The 16,954-nt window shown below is 65.4% G+C and carries 15 protein-coding genes and 2 tRNA genes; 6 read left to right on the top strand and 11 right to left on the bottom strand.

The window, feature by feature from the left end; translation table 11 throughout:
* The first annotated feature begins 39 nt into the window (after nucleotides 1-39).
* Nucleotides 40-444 (top strand): GFA family protein, encoded by a 405-nt coding sequence (locus tag XH96_RS18350; RefSeq protein ID WP_194393684.1) that lies wholly within the window; start codon nucleotides 40-42, stop codon nucleotides 442-444.
* A gap of 43 nt (nucleotides 445-487) precedes the next feature.
* Here the strand turns inward: XH96_RS18350 and XH96_RS18355 are convergent.
* A tRNA-Val gene (locus XH96_RS18355) sits at nucleotides 488-564 on the bottom strand.
* 130 nt (nucleotides 565-694) lie between these two features.
* Between XH96_RS18355 and XH96_RS18360 the strand changes: the two genes are divergently transcribed.
* On the top strand, nucleotides 695-1,555 hold the full coding sequence (locus tag XH96_RS18360; protein WP_194393685.1) for a class I SAM-dependent methyltransferase: 861 nt from the start codon (nucleotides 695-697) through the stop codon (nucleotides 1,553-1,555).
* Nucleotides 1,556-1,668: 113 nt separating this feature from the next.
* Here the strand turns inward: XH96_RS18360 and XH96_RS18365 are convergent, their stop codons facing one another.
* The 6 genes from XH96_RS18365 to XH96_RS18390 form a co-directional block, all read right to left on the bottom strand.
* Nucleotides 1,669-2,631, bottom strand: coding sequence for a cation diffusion facilitator family transporter (locus tag XH96_RS18365; RefSeq protein WP_194393686.1), 963 nt, complete (start codon nucleotides 2,629-2,631; stop codon nucleotides 1,669-1,671).
* Nucleotides 2,632-2,633: 2 nt separating this feature from the next.
* Complete coding sequence (locus XH96_RS18370; RefSeq protein ID WP_194393687.1) at nucleotides 2,634-5,852, bottom strand: efflux RND transporter permease subunit; 3,219 nt, start codon at nucleotides 5,850-5,852, stop codon at nucleotides 2,634-2,636.
* The gene (ihpB, locus tag XH96_RS18375) at nucleotides 5,845-6,819 is read right to left on the bottom strand and encodes a divalent metal ion exporter adaptor subunit IhpB (protein ID WP_194393688.1); all 975 of its coding nucleotides are present in this window, start codon (nucleotides 6,817-6,819) and stop codon (nucleotides 5,845-5,847) included. The genes XH96_RS18370 and ihpB overlap by 8 nt, the downstream gene beginning before the upstream one ends.
* Nucleotides 6,816-8,090 carry a divalent metal ion exporter subunit IhpA gene (gene ihpA / locus XH96_RS18380; RefSeq protein WP_194393689.1) on the bottom strand — a complete coding sequence of 425 codons (1,275 nt, stop codon included), beginning with the start codon at nucleotides 8,088-8,090 and terminating at the stop codon, nucleotides 6,816-6,818. The genes ihpB and ihpA overlap by 4 nt, the downstream gene beginning before the upstream one ends.
* Before the next feature lie 55 nt (nucleotides 8,091-8,145).
* Complete coding sequence (locus XH96_RS18385) at nucleotides 8,146-8,508, bottom strand: hypothetical protein (RefSeq protein ID WP_194393690.1); 363 nt, start codon at nucleotides 8,506-8,508, stop codon at nucleotides 8,146-8,148.
* A gap of 114 nt (nucleotides 8,509-8,622) precedes the next feature.
* Nucleotides 8,623-8,844, bottom strand: coding sequence for a hypothetical protein (locus XH96_RS18390; RefSeq protein WP_194393691.1), 222 nt, complete (start codon nucleotides 8,842-8,844; stop codon nucleotides 8,623-8,625).
* A gap of 357 nt (nucleotides 8,845-9,201) precedes the next feature.
* Here XH96_RS18390 and XH96_RS18395 point away from each other — a divergent pair, with 357 nt between their 5' ends.
* Entirely contained in the window at nucleotides 9,202-10,092 is an 891-nt protein-coding gene (locus XH96_RS18395) for a phage holin family protein (protein ID WP_194393692.1), read from the top strand.
* Nucleotides 10,093-10,153: 61 nt separating this feature from the next.
* On the opposite strand, the gene pepT is transcribed toward XH96_RS18395, so the two are convergent.
* The 4 genes from pepT to XH96_RS18415 all read right to left on the bottom strand — a co-directional run bounded on the left by pepT (nucleotide 10,154) and on the right by XH96_RS18415 (nucleotide 12,448).
* Nucleotides 10,154-11,404 carry a peptidase T gene (pepT, locus tag XH96_RS18400; protein ID WP_194393693.1) on the bottom strand — a complete coding sequence of 417 codons (1,251 nt, stop codon included), beginning with the start codon at nucleotides 11,402-11,404 and terminating at the stop codon, nucleotides 10,154-10,156.
* Nucleotides 11,405-11,507: 103 nt separating this feature from the next.
* Nucleotides 11,508-11,822, bottom strand: coding sequence for an HU family DNA-binding protein (locus XH96_RS18405; protein ID WP_194393694.1), 315 nt, complete (start codon nucleotides 11,820-11,822; stop codon nucleotides 11,508-11,510).
* 184 nt (nucleotides 11,823-12,006) lie between these two features.
* A tRNA-Asp gene (locus XH96_RS18410) sits at nucleotides 12,007-12,083 on the bottom strand.
* Nucleotides 12,084-12,244: 161 nt separating this feature from the next.
* Nucleotides 12,245-12,448, bottom strand: a complete 204-nt coding sequence (locus XH96_RS18415) for a hypothetical protein (RefSeq protein ID WP_194393695.1) — start codon at nucleotides 12,446-12,448, stop codon at nucleotides 12,245-12,247.
* 549 nt (nucleotides 12,449-12,997) lie between these two features.
* Between XH96_RS18415 and XH96_RS18420 the strand changes: the two genes are divergently transcribed.
* From XH96_RS18420 to XH96_RS18430, 3 genes are all read left to right on the top strand, one after another.
* Nucleotides 12,998-15,253 carry a TonB-dependent siderophore receptor gene (locus tag XH96_RS18420; protein WP_194393696.1) on the top strand — a complete coding sequence of 752 codons (2,256 nt, stop codon included), beginning with the start codon at nucleotides 12,998-13,000 and terminating at the stop codon, nucleotides 15,251-15,253.
* A gap of 752 nt (nucleotides 15,254-16,005) precedes the next feature.
* The gene (locus XH96_RS18425) at nucleotides 16,006-16,371 is read left to right on the top strand and encodes an NADH-quinone oxidoreductase subunit A (protein ID WP_008136158.1); all 366 of its coding nucleotides are present in this window, start codon (nucleotides 16,006-16,008) and stop codon (nucleotides 16,369-16,371) included.
* Nucleotides 16,368-16,949: an NADH-quinone oxidoreductase subunit B family protein gene (locus tag XH96_RS18430; protein ID WP_371740171.1), complete on the top strand. Its 582-nt coding sequence runs from the start codon at nucleotides 16,368-16,370 to the stop codon at nucleotides 16,947-16,949. The genes XH96_RS18425 and XH96_RS18430 overlap by 4 nt, the downstream gene beginning before the upstream one ends.
* Nucleotides 16,950-16,954: the final 5 nt, after the last annotated feature.

Here is a 16,954-nt window from a genome sequence, read left to right on the forward strand (position 1 = left end):
TCGGGCGCCGTTTTTGTTTTGGGGGAAGGGGAGGAGACGATGCACATCGACGGGCAATGCCATTGCGGGCAGATCACCTTTGAAGCCGAGATCGACCCCGAGACCGTCTCGGTCTGCCATTGCCGGGACTGTCAGACGCTGACGGGCTCGCCGTTCCGGGTCACCGCGATCTGTTCCGCGGCCGATGTCCGCCTGACCGCCGGCACGCCAAAGATCTACGGCAAGCGCGGCGACAACGGCCGGATGCGCTTCCAGCACTTCTGCGCCGACTGCGGTTCCCCGCTGTTCACGAGCGGCGAGGGCGACCAGGCCGACGATTGGGGCATCCGCTGGGGCTCAATCCGCCAGCGCGACCAATTGCGCCCCGCCCGGCAGATCTGGTGCCAGTCGGCGGCGGTGTGGATCGACGCCGTGCCAATGCTGCCGGGAAGGCCGGGGGATTGAGGTCGGGCTTGCCGAGCCGTAGCAGCGGACGAAGAGGGAAGCCTGGTGGGCGGTCACGGATTCGAACCGCGGACCCTCTCGGTGTAAACGAGATGCTCTAACCAGCTGAGCTAACCGCCCCACGGCGCCTCTTTAGCCTTGCCACGGGTGTTGGAGCAAGGGGGCGGTGACATTGCGCCCCGACCTCAGTTGACCGCCTGACCTGTTTCCGGCGTGGTATGACCTCGCAGCGCAGCGATGGAGGCCCCCAATGCAACAGCCTAGCGGACACGAGCAAAACGCCGACCAGATCGCCTATTGGAACGGGCCGAGCGGGCAGCGCTGGGCCGACCGCCATGCGGCGCAGGAGAACCTGCTCGGCCCCATTGCCGACGTGCTGATCGACCGCGCCAGGCCGAGGCCCGGCGAGCGCGTTCTCGACGTCGGCTGCGGCGCCGGCGCGACGACTTTTGCCTTCGCGAAGGCGGTGGCGCCCGATGGCTTTGCGCTCGGCCTCGACGTGTCCGAACCGATGCTGTCGCAGGCGCGTGCGTTTGCGCCGAAGGGCCTGCCGCTCGATTTCGTGCTGGCGGATGCGACCGTCTATCCGTTCGAGCCCGCGAGCTTCGATCTGCTCGCGTCGCGCTTCGGCGTGATGTTCTTCGCCGATCCCATTGCGTCCTTCGCCAATCTCCGCCGTGCGCTGAAGCCATCCGGGCGGCTCGCCTTCGCCTGCTGGCGCGAGCCCAAGGAGAATCCCTGGATGATGGCGCCGCTGATGGCGGTCTACAAGCACGTGCCGAAAATGCCGCCGGTCGGGCCGGAGGAGCCGGGCCCGTTCGCCTTCGCCTCGGAGGAGCGCGTGATGCGCATCCTGAAAGGCGCAGGCTTCGTGGACGTGGCGATGGAGCCGCACAATTTCGCAATGGACATTGCGATCGGCGGCGGCCTCGACGCGGCGGTCGACGGCTCGCTCCAGATCGGGCCCGCCAGCCGTGCACTCCAGGGCCATCCGCCGGAGACCTATGAGGCCGCCAAGGCGTCGATCCGCGAGATGCTGACGCCGTTCCTGAAGGGGCAGAGCGTGGCATTGCAGGGCTCGATCTGGATCGTGACGGCGAAGGCGGGGTAGCGAATTCGCTGCTCCGTGACGTTGTGGCGTGCACTGTTGCCGCAAACTCGGCGTCGTCCCCGCGCAGCGCCGATCCGGGGCGACAGCGGAGACTGGAGCGGCCACGCATCCCTCTACACCACATCATCCGGCGCCAGAGCGCAGCCGTTGTCGGGATGCGTCTCGACCTGGAGCGTGGTGTGGCCGATGCGGAAGGAGGCCTTCAAGAGCTGCGCCGTCTCCATCAGGAATGCGTCGCCGCTGCCTGCGGGCATGACGAGGTGGCAGGTCAGCGCCGTCTCGGTGGTCGAGATCGGCCAGACGTGGAGATCGTGGATTGCGGACACGCCCGGCCGCGCGAGCAGGAACGCCCTGATCGCGGCGAGGTCGGTGCCTTTGGGCGCTGCCGCCATCGACATGTCGATGGAGCCGCGCAGCAGGCTCGTCGTGCTCCAGAGGATGGTCGCGCAGATGACGAGGCTGGTGATGGGATCGAGCCAGAGCCAGCCCGTCCAGATGATCAGCGCCGCCGAGACCACGACGCCGAGCGAGACGGCGGCGTCGGCCGCCATGTGCAGATACGCGCCTTCGATGTTGATGTCGTCCTTGCGTCCGCCCGCGAACAGCAGGGCGGTGAACCCGTTGATGAGGATGCCGATGCCGGCGACCACCATCACCGTAACGCCTGCGACGGGCTCCGGCTGCTGCAGGCGCAGGATCGCTTCCCAGCCGATCGCGCCGGTTGCGACCAGCAGGAATACCGCGTTCGCAAGGGCCGCGAGAATCGTGGAGGCGCGCAGGCCGTAAGTGAAGCGGCCGCTCGGGGCGCGTCGCGCTGCGATCGAGGCGCCCCAGGCCACCACCAGGCCGAGCACGTCGGAAAGATTGTGACCGGCGTCAGCGAGCAGTGCGGTGGAATTGCCGACATAGCCGTAGATCGCCTCGGCCACGACCAGCGCGGTGTTGAGCGAAATGCCGATCGCGAACGCCTTGCCGAAGCTGGCGGGCGCATGGACATGCGCATGGCCAAGACCATGATCATGGGCGTGGCCGGCATGGTCATGGTGGTGATGACCGTGATGGTCGTGGCTTCCCACCTCTAGCGCTCCCCGGAAGCTGCCATGTCGGGCCCCATTGTAGGCGCTTCCCGCGCTACGTCACGACGGAACAGCACATAGAGCGCGGGCAGCACCAAGAGGGTGAGCATGGTGGAGGAGATGATGCCGCCGATCACCACGGTCGCGAGCGGTCGCTGCACCTCGGCGCCGGCACCGGTGGCGAGCGCCATCGGCACGAAGCCGAGGGAGGCGACGAGGGCCGTCATCAGCACCGGCCGCAGCCGCGTCAGTGCGCCCTCGCGCACGGCCTCCGCAACGGATCGTCCCTCGCTGCGCAGACGCTCGATGAAGGCGATGATCACGAGCCCGTTGAGAACGGCGACGCCCGACAGCGCGATGAAGCCGACGCCGGCGCTGATGGACAAGGGAATGTCGCGGAGCAGCAGCGCCGCGACGCCGCCGGTCAGCGCCAGCGGCACGCCTGAAAACACCAGCGCCGCATCCGCCGCCGATCCCATGCCCATGAACAGCAGCAGAAACACCAGCAGCAACGCCACCGGCACGACGATGGTGAGCCGCTTGGTCGCGGAGACCAGCTGCTCGAACTGTCCGCCCCAGCCGATGAAGTAGCCCGGCGGCAGCTTGACCTTCTCGGCCACGGCCGCCTCGGCCTCGGCCACGAAGGAGCCGAGGTCGCGCGCGCGGACATTTGCGGTGACGACGATCCGCCGCTTGCCGTTTTCGCGGCTGATCTGGTTGGGGCCGGGCGTCGCATCGACGGTTGCGACCGACGACAGCGGCACATAGCGCATCTGGGTGAGGGAAGAGGCGGACAATGCTGTGCGGAGCGGCGCGTTGACCGTGGCCTCCTCACCGGGCGGCAGTGGGATCGGAATCGCCCGGATCGCCTCGAGATTGCCGCGCAGATGCTCGGGCAGGCGAACCACGATGTCGAAGCGGCGGTCGCCCTCGAACAGCTTGCCGGCCGACTTGCCGCCGACCGCGATCTCGACGATGCCCTGCACCTCGGCAACGCTGAGGCCGTAGCGGGCCAGCGCCTGGCGGTCGAGCCGCACGGTGAGGATCGGCAGGCCCGCGACCTGCTCGATCTTGACGTCGCTGGCGCCGCGGATGCCGCGGATCGCGGCCTCCACCTGTCTTGCAGCGCCTTGCAGGATGTCGAGGTCATCACCGAAGACCTTGATGCCGACATCGCTGCGCACGCCGGAAATCAGCTCGTTGACACGGAACTGGATCGGCTGGGAGATCTCATAGGCGCTACCCGGAATCTCGTCAGCAGCATGGTCGATCGCCTCGATCACCTCGGCTTTCGGCTTGTCCGGGTCGGGCCATTCGGCGCGCGGTTTGAGCATGATGTAGCCGTCGGTTTGCGCCGGCGACATCGGGTCGGTCGCGATCTCCGCGGTGCCGATGCGGGTGAAGAACTCCTTCACCTCCGGGATCTGCTTGATGCGCTTCTCCAAGGCCTTCTGCAGGTCCAGCGACTGGGTGAGGCTGGTGCCGGGAATCCGGATCGACGCCAGCGCGACGTCGCCTTCGTCCAGGCTCGGAATGAACTCGCCACCCATGCGCGCGGCGGCGATGCCGCTCGCAACCACGATGACCACGGCCATGACGGCGACCGCGGCCCGGTTGTCGATGGCAAAGCGGAGCAGGGGGAGATAAGCGCGCTTGGCGACCCGCATGAACAGGTTTTCGTGTTCGGACACCTTGCCGGTGACGAAGATGGCAACGGCTGCCGGCACGAAGGTGATGGAGAACAGCACGGCGGCGCCGAGCGCCATCAGCACGGTCAGCGCCATCGGCGTGAACATCTTGCCTTCGACGCCGGTCAGCGTCAGCACGGGCAGGTAGACCACGGCGATGATCAGTGTTCCGAACAGGCTAGGCTTGATGACCTCGCTCGACCCGCGCTGGATCGCCCGCAGCCGCTCCGGGAGCGTGAGCAGGCGGCCTTTCTCGCGCTGGGCCTCGGCCAGCATGCGCAGGCAATTCTCGACAATGATGACGGCGCCGTCGACGATGATGCCGAAGTCGATCGCACCCAGGCTCATCAGGTTCGCGCTGACCTTGGTCTCGACCATGCCGGTGATCGTCATCGCCATCGAGAGCGGAATGACACAGGCGGTGACCAGTGCGGCGCGGATGTTTCCGAGGATCAGGAACAGCACGGCCACCACCAGCGCCGCGCCTTCCAGCAGATTGTTCCTGACCGTGCGGATGGTGGCCTCGACGAGATCGGTGCGATCGTAGACAGTCCGCGTCACGACGCCTTCGGGCAGCGATTTGGCGATGTCCTCGATGCGGGCTGCGACCCGGCGGGCGACGCTGCGGCTGTTCTCGCCGATCAGCAGCATGGCGGTGCCGAGCACGGTTTCCTCGCCGTCTCGCGTCGCCGCGCCCGTGCGCAGATCGCGGCCCTCGACGACGGTCGCGACGTCCCTGATCCTGACGGGATTGCCGCCGCGCGAGCCGATCACGATGTCCTGGATTTCGGCGATGTTGCCGACCTGCCCCGGCGAGCGCACCAGATATTGCTCGCCATTGCGCTCGATATAGCCGGCACCGACATTGGCATTGTTGGCGGCCAGCGCCGTCATGACGTCGCGAAAGCCGAGCCGGTAGGCCATCAGCTTGCCGGGGTCCGGCAGCACGTGGAATTGCCGCTCGAAGCCGCCGATGGTGTTCACCTCGACCACGCCCGGCACGTTGCGGAGCTGCGGCCGGATGATCCAGTCCTGCACGGTGCGCAAATCGGTCAGAGAATAGTCGTGGCCGCCTTGCGTCCTGGCGCCCGCCTTGGCCTCGACGGTGTACATGAAGATTTCGCCGAGGCCGGTCGAGACCGGCCCCATCGCGACCTCGACGCCCGCCGGGAGCTGGTCCTTCACCTGCTGGATGCGTTCGCCGACGAGCTGGCGGGCGAAATAGATGTCGGTGCCGTCCTTGAAGACGATCGTCACCTGGCTGAGGCCGTAGCGCGACAGCGAGCGGGTATAATCGAGCTTCGGCAGCCCGCTCATGGCGGTCTCGACCGGGAAGGTGATGCGCTGTTCAGTCTCGAGCGGTGAATAGCCGGGCGCGCGGGTGTTGATCTGGACCTGGACGTTGGTGATGTCGGGCACGGCGTCGATCGGCAGGCGCTGGAAATTCCAGGCGCCGAAGGCGACGGCGCCGAGCGCGAGCAGGAGGACCAGCCAGCGCTGATGCAGCGAGGCGGCGATGAGACGCTCAATCATGCTCGGCCTCGCCCTTGCCCATCTCCGCCTTCACGACGAAGCTGTTCTCCGCGACGTAGTGCTCGCCGGCCGCGAGCCCGGCCTTGATCTCGACGAACCTCGGATCGGAATCCCCTGTTTCGACCGGGCGCGCCTCGATCTTGTCGCCGTCCTCGCGGACGAACACGATGGTCCTGTTCTCCAGCGTCTGGATCGCGCTGCGGCGCACGGCAACGGCGACGTTGCGGGCCGCGAGGATCAGCCGCGCCGTGACGAACAGGCCGGGACGCAGGCGCCCGTCCGGATTTTGCAGCACCACGCGCGCCAGCGCGGTCTGGGTCTCGCTGCTGCCGATCGGCGCCATGTAGGAGATCGTGCCCTTGATCTCGCCGCGGCCGTCGTCGGGATCGATCAGCACCTCGTCGTTGATGCGGACGCGCCTCAAGTCCTGCCGGTAGATCGACAGATCGACCCAGATGGTGGAGAGGTCGGCGACGACGAAGGCCGGCTTCTGCTCGGAGGCGTATTCGCCGAGCGAGATCTGCCGCTCGATGATGGTGCCGGCGAACGGCGCTTTCAGCTCATAGACGGTGAGACTCTGGTTGCTCTCGATCGTGGCGAGCAGATCGTCCTTGGCGACCTTGTCGCCGATGCGCTTCAGGATGGATTTGACGACGCCCGGAAAGCGCGGCGTCACCTGCACCACGGCTTCCTGGTTGGCGCGCAGGATGCCGTTGAAGGCGAGGGTGTCGGTCAGCGTGGCGCCCGCGGCTTCGGCCAGCGTGACGCCCGCGGCCGCGAGCTTGACGTCGGAGATCCGGATGCGGTCGGCGCCGTGCTCGTCCTGCTCGACATGGTCGTTCGGCTTCTTTTCGGAATGCTCGGCATGCTCGGAGTGTGCGAGCTTGGCCGGGGCGAGCAGGGAATAGCCGTAAGCACCGAGCGCGGCGGCAACGATGGCGACGAGAAGGGTGGAGAAGGTCCTCATCGTGCGCTCTCCCGCGCCAGCGTGAAGGGATTGCCGACGAGGCCCTCGATGATCGCAACGCCGGCATGGAAATTCTGCAGCGCCTCCTGCTCGCGCAGCCGCGCCTGGGTGACGCTGGCCTGGGCGTCGAGCACCTCGAGCAGGGTGAAGCGGCCCTGGCCGTAACCCTGCGAGATCGCCTCGGACGCCTCGACGGCCTTGGGGATCGCGGTCTCACGCAGCACGGCGAGCTCGCGCAGCGAGCCTTGGACCGAGTCATAGGCGCGGCCGGCAATCACGATAAGCGTGTTGCGGTTGGCCTCGCGCTCGGCCCTGGTCTTGGCGAGGCTTTCCTGCGCCGAGAGGATGTTGCCCTGGTTCCGGTCGAACACGGGGATCGGCACGGAGACGGTCAGGCGCGCCGCATCGTCGCCCGTTTCGTTGAAGTGGCGCCAGCCGGCGGCGATCCGCACGTCGGGATAGGGTTTGAGCCGCGCCAGCAGCAGCTCGGCATTGCGCTGCGCGTAAACGGCGGTCCAGCGTACCAGTTGCGGATTGGCATCGATGGCGGCAACCACCGCCTGGAAGGTGGGCGGCCGTCCCGTGGTGTCGAGCCGGCCGGACACCTCGCCGAATTTCGCGGCTGGATCGCCCATCAGCACCGCAAGCTCGCGCCGGGCGCTGGCCAGCGTCGCCTTGAGGCGCTCGCGATCGGCTTTCACCAGAGCGGAGGCGACCTCGGCACGGCCGGTCTCGGCGGGCGAGGAGGCGCCGGCCTCGACGCGGCGGCGCAGCAGCGGCGTCAGGCGGTCGATGGCGGCAATCTGCTCGTCGAGGATCTGAATGCGCCGCTGCGCGCCGAGCACGCTGAGGAAGGCGATCGCGGTCTCCGACAGCACCTCCAGCCTGACGGCCTTGCGCTGGATCGCGGCCACTTCGACGCCGGCGACGCCTGCGGCAATCCGCGCATCGCGCTTGCCGAACAGCTCGAAGGCCTGGCTGATCTGCAGCGTGGTCTCGGCCGATCGCGTCCCGCGATATCTGCCGGAGCCGAAGGAATCGTCCTGTTCGTAGGACAGTTCCGGGTTGAAGAGGGCGCCTGCCTGGATGCGCTGTCCCGTGGCGATGCCGACGTCGCGCTCGGCCGCCGTCAGGCGCGGGCTTGCGGCCAGTGCGCGCGACAACGCGCTCCGCATCGTCAAAGTCTGGGCGTGAGACGGCGCAATTGCGAGTCCGGCAATCAGACACGCCGCCGCGCACGCCAGACGCGCGGCCATTCCTCTGAAAAACATCAAGCCGACCTGTGAAGGATGAACCCAATGGGCGCGGGACGCCCGACCAATCCGTTCAGGCCATATGTTTGGGAGGCGGCGAGTCGGTGTCGAGGACAATTCCGGCGAGCCGGGGTGCACGTTGCGGGCTCGCTGCAGAAACAAGCGCGACCGATGCGGTCGACGGTGCCGGCTGTGTCACCGTGAGCGAAAAGCAGCCATGACAGTGATGGCTTCCGATGACCTTGTGGTCGCTGTGGCCTGCGGGGCAATCAAGGGCCGCCACGATCTCCGAGCCGCCGCCGGGTGTGGTGACGTCGATGTCATGCGAGCCGTGCAGCGCGCTCGCCAGCAGATAGACGGCCGCGATCAGCACGGACAGCAGCCCGCGCCAGTTGCGCGGGCGGCAGTATCCTGAGGGCTGGCGGTTTGCGAGCACGACGTCTCTCTGGTTGCGGTCTGTGCCCGGCCTAGCATGGGCGCGGGAACAGTGTCGACCCGCAACATTGTTACGTCACTGGAACAATTGCCGCAGCGGCCCTTACGTCGCCGGCTATTGGCGGGTCACGACGCGCGGATGCGGGACCATGGCTTGGGGGGCCGCCTCCGGAACGTCGTCTGCCGCCATGGTCGTGACGGCGTGACAGCTCGCTTCCATCGCCCGTTCCAACCATTTGATGGCTTCGTCGATCCATTGGTCGTGGTGCTCGGGATCGGCGAGAGCCTTCTCCCGGAATGCATTCGCCTGATGCAGGCACGCGGTTCTGCGATCCACGCGGTGCTCCTGATCTGGAGGGTCCGCCCCGATCGCATCTTTGATGATCCCGGCTCCTTCGTCGTTAACATAGGACAGGCACGGGCAAGCTGGTTGCAACGCGAAAAGGCCCCAGCCCGAACGGGCTGAGGCCTCGTGTGCTCACAATCTCTATCCTTGGGACTTGAGCCGATAACCATCAATTCCGCAGTTCGTTCCCGCCGCTCTGTCCAATTAGGAACGTTCCTCACACCTCGCGATTAGCGACCGGAAGAAACCGAGGAGGACCAACAATGGACGGACTGATTTACTTGATCGGCTTGATCGTGGTCATCATGGCGATCCTGTCGTTCTTCGGCTTGCGCTGAGAGCGCCGCGATGACGGTCGAAACTCTTGTGCGCGAAGAGATCATGGAAGGCGGGCTGGAGGGCGAGGCTCCCCGAACCATCCAGTGGAGCTCGGTGTTCGCAGGTGCGCTTGCGGCGGGCGCAATGTCGTTCATCCTGCTGAGCTTTGGTGTTGCCATCGGCCTTGGTGTCAGTTCGGCCTCGCCGACTTGGCGCGATGCCTCCGCTGCGCTGGCGCTGCTCTCCGGACTGTATCTGATGATCCAGGCGATCGTCAGCTTCGGCTTCGGCGGCTACATCGCCGGACGAACCACGCGGCCGGCACCCGCGCTGGCGACCATCGAGGACGACGGCGAGCGGCGGGATGGGCTACATGGGCTGACGTCCTGGGCGCTCGCCGTACTGCTCGGAGCGGCTCTGCTCGCGCTGCTCGGCGCATCGGTGGTTGACCGTTCGCCGTTGCGCAGCTCGGCCGGTAACACGTCCGCGGCCGAGCCCCTGTTGAGCTACGAGCTCGACAAGCTGTTCCGCGCCCCGCGTCGCCCGCCCAACACGGACCTTCGTGAACCGCGCGCCGAAGCGGGACGCATCCTGATGACGTCGTCCAGCCACAGCGGCGTCACCACCGACGACAGGGCCTATCTCGTGCAGCAGGTGGCCGCGCTCACGGGTCTTGCGGCGCCCGATTCCGAAAAACGGGTCGATGCGCTGATCGCGGAGTCCAGGACGGCCATCAACCGGGCGCGGCGCAACTCGATCATCGTCGCGTTCTCGGTCGCAGCCGCGACCCTGATCGGAGCGGTGGTGGCTTGGGCGGCGGCCGCCGCCGGTGGGCGGCATCGCGACGGCGCACCGTTGCCGAACTGGATGGCGAGTTCAAGTCGCTTCCACCGCAATCCGCGCGCGATGCCGGTGCCGTAGTCTCAAAGCAAATGGCCGGGCGTGAGCCCGGCCATTTCAATATTGACGACGGTGAGGGGCCCTAGGCCCGTTCCTCCCAGATCATGGCGAGGTGGACGATGGTCTGCACCGCCTTTTCCATGTCCTGCCGGCTGACCCATTCGAGCCGCGAATGAAACGCGTGCTCGCCGGCGAAGATGTTGGGGCAGGGCAGGCCCATGAAGGACAGGCGGGAGCCGTCGGTGCCGCCGCGGATAGCGGTGCGCATCGGACGCAGGCCGGCGCGGCGGATGGCCTCGACGGCGTATTCGACAACGTGCGGGTGACGATCAATCACCTGCTTCATGTTGCGGTACTGCTCCTTGACCTCGAACTTGTAGGTCGAGCGCGGATAGTCCTTCATCACGTCCCTGACGATGCCCTCGAGCAGGGCCTCCTTCTCCTTCAGTCCTTCCTCGGTGAAGTCGCGGACGATGAAGGAGAGCGTCGCCTGTTCCAGCGCGCCCTCGATGCTGATCGGATGCAGGAAGCCCTGCTTGCCCGAGGTCGTCTCCGGTGAGCAGCCTTCCTTCGGCAGCCGCTCGACGATGGCGGCGGCGATCTTGATCGCGTGCTCCATCTTGCCCTTGGCGTAGCCGGGATGGGCGCTGACGCCGTTGATGGTGATGGTGGCGCCGTCAGCCGAGAAGGTCTCATCCTCGACGCAGCCGGCGCTTTCGCCATCCATGGTGTAGCCGAAATCGGCGGCCAGCTTCTTCATGTCGACATTGTCGACGCCGCGGCCGATCTCCTCGTCCGGCGTGAACAGGATCCTGATGGTGCCGTGTTTCACATCGGGGTTGTTGAGGAAGAAATGCGCGGCATCCATGATCTCGGCGACACCGGCCTTGTTGTCTGCCCCCAGCAGCGTGGTGCCGTCGGTAGTGATGATGTCGTTGCCGATCTGGTTCTTCAGCGCCGGGTGCTCGGCAAGGCGGATCACCTGGCTGGTGTCGCCGGGCAGCACGATGTCGCCGCCGCGATAGTTCTTCACCATTTGCGGTTTGACGTCCTTGCCGGTGACGTCGGGCGATGTGTCCATGTGCGAGCAGAAGCAGATCACCGGCAACTTTTTGTCGGTGTTGGCCGGAATGGTGCCGTAGACATAGCCGTAATCGTCGAGATGAGCGTCCTCGACGCCCATGGCCTTCAACTCGGCGGCGAGCACGCGGCCGAGATCCTTCTGCTTCTCGGTCGAGGGGGAGCTGGGGGATTCCGGATCGGATTGGGTGTCGATGGTGACGTAGCGCAGGAAGCGCTCGGTCACGGTGTGCGAAAAGGTGAGGGAGGACATTTCTGGTCGAACCGCCGAACGTGAGGGAAGCAGGCGGTATATCAGAAAAGCCGGCCACGATGCGGCCGAACGAGCTCCGATCAGGCCTAATGAATCGTAAGCGCTAGATCGCCTCTTTCAGTTCCTTCACCGGGCGGAACGCGACCTTCCGGCTGGCCTTGATGTGGATCGCTTGGCCGGTGCCGGGATTGCGGCCGGTGCGGGCGGCGCGCTTGCGGACCTGGAGGATGCCAAGGCCCACGATACGGACACGGTCGCCCTTCTTGAGGTGCTTGGTGATCAGGTCGACCATATCGGTCAGGACGGCTTCGGCGTGCTTTTTCGAGAGGTCCTGGCGCTCCGCGATGTCGGCGGCGAGGTGCTTGAGCGTGATGGTCGCGGGAGCGGCTGCCTTCTTCGCCGAATCCTTCTTAGCCATGACTGGCCTCCTCGATTCCACAGGAAGCCCCGGAAAAGCCGGAAATGCGCGGGGATCCCTCTAAGTCTCGGAAGGCGTAGACGATTCGGACGTGGGCTGACTATGCCGGGAGTTCCCGCCGAACGCCGGCAGACGCGACAGGCGTGGAGAAATTCGGGCTAAGGCTATGAAGGAATTGCCAAAATGGCGCGAGAGACGGGGCTCGAACCCGCGACCTCCGGCGTGACAGGCCGGCGCTCTAACCAACTGAGCTACTCCCGCGTGGTTCGCTCGACGCGCGCGGAACGAGGGGGGACTTAAAGGGGGGACATGGTGAAGTCAAGGACGTTGCGCTTTACCGGCCTGTCTCGGCTAAGCATTGCCCTGGAAAACAAAAAGGCCGCCCGGGGGGCGGCCATTGGTCAGCCCGGAAGAGGGACGTATCAGCGAATCTCCGAGCTCGCCGCACTCGTGACCGCCACCGGCTTGCCGGCCTTGATCACAGGCGTCGACTGGGCCGTCTGGCCGTAATCGGCATGGGTGCGGGCTGCGATCCCGAAGCCGGCCACGACGATACCGGCCACCAGCGCCACCACCACGATTTTCAGGTGGGTCGCACGATCAGCGGAGTGAATTGAGTGGTTCATCTGAGCCTCCCGACGGGCTTTGCCGCCGTCTATGGCTTTGTCTTAAGGACGATCTGTTTCCGGATCGTTTCGCGGGTTCCGCAAAATGGTTTCATCTCTCGGGCCGGCCGGTTTCGTCCGGGGACAGACGCGGGCCCGGACGATCAGCGGCGTCGAGGCCGTCGGCCAGGGCAGGGACAGATCAGCCCAACGTTCGCAGATCCTTGTCGCGCAAGCTGATCGTGAAATCCGAAGTCCGAAGTTGCAGCGAGAGTCTGACCTCCCTGATCGCGGTGGCCTCAGCGCGGCCGAGCTACTTGCAGTGCTGCGACAGGCGGTGAGCTCGCGGTGATCGCCGCCGGGATGTTCGAGAGCGAACAGAAATGCGCGCTGATCTCGCTGCAACAACGAGAAATGTTGGAGCGCTTCTAAGAGTTTCTCTAAGAAGCTTTCAATTAGGGATTCCGCGCGCTCTCACATAAGCGTCACCGCAAGCGCATGCCGTTTCGGGACAGGCGGCATGTTGCATCACACATGCAGCTTTGGGGTGGCGCGTTGAACAGTCTTGGAATGCTGCGGTCTGCCGTGTTGGCGACCGCATCCGCTTGGGTCTTGATGCCGCAGGCATCGCTCGCACAATCTTCCTCGCAGAGTGGCGCGCAGAACCTGCCGGCAGTGACCGTCACCGCGCCGGAAGCGCGTCGCCGTGCGGCCACAACTCCTCAGCGCCGTCTGCCGCGGGCGTCGGAACAGGTCGCCACTCGAAACAGACCACAGCAGCCGCAGCGCAATGTCGGCTTCGTCGAGACGCCGCGCGGCCCGGTGAACGGCTACGTCGCCGGCCGCAGTTCGTCCGGCACCAAGACCAACACGCCGATCATGGAAACACCGCAGTCCGTGTCGGTGATCAGCGCCGAGCAGATCCGCGACCAGAAGCCGATGAAGCTCGACGAAACCTTGCGCTACACCGCCGGCGTGCGGGCAGGGACATTCGGCGCGGACACCCGCAACGACTGGTGGCTGATCCGCGGCTTCAAGTCCGACGACATCGGGCTGTTCCTCGACGGCCTGCAACTGTTCTACACGTCCTATGCGAGCTGGCGGCTGCCGCCGTCCAACATGGAGCGCGTCGAGGTGCTGCGCGGTCCGTCCGCCGTGCTCTATGGCGGATCGAGCCCGAGCGGCATCGTCAACGTCATCAGCAAGATGCCGCCGGCCGAGCCGATCCGTTACATCGAGACCGGCGTCAACAATTTCGGCAACGCCTATGTCGGCTTCGATGTCGGCGGCCCTGTGGCAACGCAGCCCCAGGACGGCAAGCTGTTCTACCGCGTCGTCGGCGAGGTCAGGAACGGCGGCACGCAGGTCGACTTCACGCCTGATAACAACTATTTCATCGCACCGTCATTCACCTGGAAGCCTGATGCCGATACGACCTTCACGGTTCTCGCGTCGGCGTCGAAGACGGACACCCGCGGCATCAACTTCCTGCCCTACCAGGGCACGGTGACCAACGCGCCGTTCGGAAAGATTCCGACCAGCTTCTTCGTCGGGGATCCCAGCGTGGACAAGTTCACGCGCGAGCAGGAGATGCTCGGTTACCAGTTCGAGCGCAATCTCACTGACGATCTCACCTTCCGGCAGAATGCGCGATTTGCGCATATCGACCTGACCTATCGCGGTTACATCGGCAACGGTTGGGACAACGTCAACACGGCGACGATGGGCCGCTATAACTGGTATGCGAAAAACACCGCGAACCAGGCCAATCTCGACAACCAGCTGGAGTATCGTTTCAACACCGGTGCCGTCAGGCACACGATGCTGTTTGGTGTGGATCTCAAGGGCTATCAGATCGACGACTACCAGAGCTTCAATTTTGGCACCGTCCCTTCGATCAATGTGTTCAATCCCGTCTATGGTCTGAACATTCCGCTCACGGGCGCCCCGTTCCGCAACTACCAGATCACGCAGAAGCAGGCGGGCACCTATCTTCAGGACCAGATGAAGCTTGGAAACTTCACGCTGGTGCTGAGCGGTCGCAATGACTGGGTCGAGACGACGCAGGCCGCCCGCGATACCGGCGCGACGCTCGCCAGCCGCGACGATAGCAGGTTCAGCGGACGGGCCGGGCTGATCTACAATTTCGACAACGGCATCGCGCCCTATGTCTCCTATGCAACCAGCTACAATCCGGTCATTGGCCTCAACGCGCAAAATCAGCTGTTCCTGCCGGAAACCGGCCGACAGGTCGAGGTCGGCGTGAAGGTCGCGCCGAAGGGATTTGACGGCTACTTTACCGCCTCGGTGTTCGATCTGAAGCGCCAGAATGTGCCGACCACCGATCCGGTGATCACCACGCTGCAGAACCAGACGGGCGAAGTGACCTCGCGCGGCATCGAGCTCGAAGCGGTGGCCAACGCCACCAAGGAGCTGAAGCTGATCGGCTCCTTTGCAGCCTATCATCTCTTCAACAGCAAGGACCTCGATCCGGCGCTCGTCGGCAAGACGCCGACCAACACGCCTGAACTCCTGGTGTCGGGCTGGGCGGACTACACCTTCAGGGACGGGCCGCTCGCGGGGTTCGGCTTCGGCGGTGGCGTGCGCTACGTCGGCTCGTCCTGGGCGGACACAGCCAATACGCTCGAGGTTCCCGCAGTCGTCCTCGGCGACCTCGCGCTCCACTATGAATGGCAGAACTGGCGCACGGCGCTCAACGTGGTCAACCTGACCGACAAGATCTATGTCGCGAGCTGTGCATCGTCCACGTCCTGCTTCTACGGCGATCGCCGGCGCATCACCGCCAGCGTCTCCTACAAGTGGTGAGGTCAGGCGGGGGCGGGACGTCGTGGCGGCAGGCTCGGAGAATTGGACCAGCCGATCGCGATCGTCCTTCTGCTCCGCCTAGCCGTCCGATCGCCGATCTTCCGTCCCGAGATCGATGAGCCTGCGGGCTATGCCCCCCAGCCCGAAGCTCATCCGGGCGCGGCGCGAGCGACCGACCGGGTCGCCGCCGCCGCGCTCGCGGCCAGTCCGGGACGGGGGCGCGGGCCGACGCATTCGCCAGACGAGACCCGGCCTCGTCGTGACGCATGGCTCTTCCGATCGCGCGCAGCTGTGGATAGTATCTCTGCAGCACCTGTCCTGATCGCGGCGGGCGCCATGATTGGCCCCCTTGATTGGCTCCCTTGGCTGTGCTGCTCGGGAGACCGTTGGCAAAATCTGCCGCTGCGGTGGCAGGAGGGGCGCTGCGGCAGTCATTGCCGGGGTTTGAGTGTACTGCCGCACCAGGAAAACCGAGCGTTTTGGTCGTCAGCGCATCGCGCATGGCTGTCCCGGCCCGAGCGCCGCAATCTCAGAACTGCTGACCTGCGAAACCGTGACTGCCCTTGCTGGGTCAGGCGATCTGCTCCATACCAGCCGCGGGGTGATTCCGGGATTTTCACCGTTCTGGGAGCGGCAAAGGGCCTGAAAAGAGCGTGTCTTGCGCCCATTGGTGCACTGCGCTAAGGCTCAGAATAATTCCAAATCGGACGAATCCGTGGCTGTCCCGAGGCTACGGGAAAAAGGGCTCGTCAATGAGCGGCATTCTTCAGAACTATCTACCACTCGTCGTCTTTATAGGGGTAGCGGGCCTCATTGGCCTGGTGCTGCTGATCGCGCCCTTCATCGTGGCGTTTCAGCAGCCGGACCCGGAAAAGCTGTCGGCGTATGAGTGCGGTTTCAACGCCTTCGACGACGCCCGCATGAAGTTCGACGTCCGCTTCTATCTGGTCGCCATCCTCTTCATCATCTTCGACCTCGAGGTGGCGTTCCTGTTTCCCTGGGCGGTGGCGTTCGGCAAGCTTGGCGCGACCGGCTTCTGGTCCATGGTGGTGTTCCTCGCCGTGCTGACGGTCGGGTTCGCCTATGAGTGGAAGAAGGGAGCACTGGAATGGGATTGAACCCTGCACCGTCCGCCGGTCCGGTTGTTGCGCCGGCCCCGAAAGGCATCCTGGATCCGTCGACCGGCAAGCCGGTCGGGGCCAATGATCCGTTCTTCCTCGAGGTCAATTCCGAGCTGTCCGACAAGGGCTTCTTCGTGGCCGCGACCGACGACCTCATCACCTGGGCGCGCACCGGCTCCCTGATGTGGATGACCTTCGGCCTTGCCTGCTGCGCGGTCGAGATGATGCAAGTGTCGATGCCGCGCTACGACGTCGAGCGCTTCGGCTTCGCGCCGCGCGCTTCGCCGCGCCAGTCCGATGTGATGATCGTCGCGGGAACCCTGACGAACAAGATGGCGCCGGCGCTGCGCAAGGTCTACGACCAGATGCCCGAGCCGCGCTACGTCATCTCGATGGGCTCGTGCGCCAATGGCGGCGGCTACTATCACTATTCTTACTCGGTCGTGCGCGGCTGCGACCGCATCGTGCCGATCGACATCTATGTGCCGGGCTGCCCGCCCACGGCGGAAGCGCTGCTCTACGGCGTGCTGCTGCTGCAGAAGAAGATCCGGCGCACCGGCACCATCGAACGCTAAGGTTT

The sequence above is a fragment of the Bradyrhizobium sp. CCBAU 51765 genome, assembly GCF_015291725.1.
GTDB classification, from domain to species: Bacteria; Pseudomonadota; Alphaproteobacteria; order Rhizobiales; family Xanthobacteraceae; genus Bradyrhizobium; species Bradyrhizobium liaoningense.